General features: G+C 49.8%; 1 rRNA gene. It reads left to right on the top strand.

The annotated features are described in order from the left end of the window. Window positions 1-231: ribosomal RNA gene (locus HMPREF3264_RS12190) — 23S ribosomal RNA — on the top strand; the annotation flags it as partial.

The following is a 231-nucleotide window of genomic DNA, read 5'->3' as shown; positions in this document are numbered from 1 at the left end:
AGTGGATCCTGAGTACGACGGAGCACGTGAAATTCCGTCGGAATCTAGGAGGACCATCTCCTAAGGCTAAATACTCTCTAGTGACCGATAGTGAACCAGTACCGTGAGGGAAAGGTGAAAAGTACCCCGGAAGGGGAGTGAAAGAGAACTTGAAACCGTGTGCTTACAAGTAGTCAGAGCCCGTTAATGGGTGATGGCGTGCCTTTTGTAGAATGAACCGGCGAGTTACGA

Origin of the sequence: Staphylococcus sp. HMSC62A08, from assembly GCF_001839105.1 — a bacterium.
GTDB lineage: Bacteria > Bacillota > Bacilli > Staphylococcales > Staphylococcaceae > Staphylococcus > Staphylococcus caprae.
Note: the sequence above shows the minus strand (reverse complement) of the source record. Positions and strands in the feature narration are given on the sequence as shown.